Here is a 305-nt window from a genome sequence, read left to right as displayed (position 1 = left end):
CATCGGCGAGGCACTGTTCAGTGGCCTCTACCTCAATGAACTGCTGATTCGCCTGCTGCCGGCCGAAGATCCGCATCCCGGTGTCTTCGATCACTACGCCGCGACGCTGCTCGCCTTGGCTGAAGGCCGTCCGCTGGAGCCTTTGCTGCGCTCCTTCGAATGGCGTCTGCTGGATGATCTCGGCTATGGCTTCGCGCTGAATACCGACATCCATGGCGATCCCATCGCGCCGGACGGGCTCTATCGTCTGCAAGTGGATGCCGGGCTGGAGCGGGTTTATCTGCTGCAACCGGGCCTGTTCAACG

Annotated in this window: 1 protein-coding gene; it reads left to right on the top strand. The window is 62.0% G+C overall.

Annotated features, from left to right (window positions below; all coding sequences use genetic code 11):
* Positions 1 to 305, top strand: a 305-nt coding sequence (gene recO, locus BK665_RS33735; RefSeq protein ID WP_185076749.1) for a DNA repair protein RecO, incomplete at both ends; no start/stop codon positions are given.

The sequence above is a fragment of the Pseudomonas frederiksbergensis genome, from assembly GCF_003732665.1.
GTDB classification, from domain to species: domain Bacteria; phylum Pseudomonadota; class Gammaproteobacteria; order Pseudomonadales; family Pseudomonadaceae; genus Aquipseudomonas; species Aquipseudomonas frederiksbergensis_G.
The sequence above is the reverse complement of the archived record's forward strand: the minus strand, read 5'-3'. Positions and strand labels throughout refer to the sequence as shown.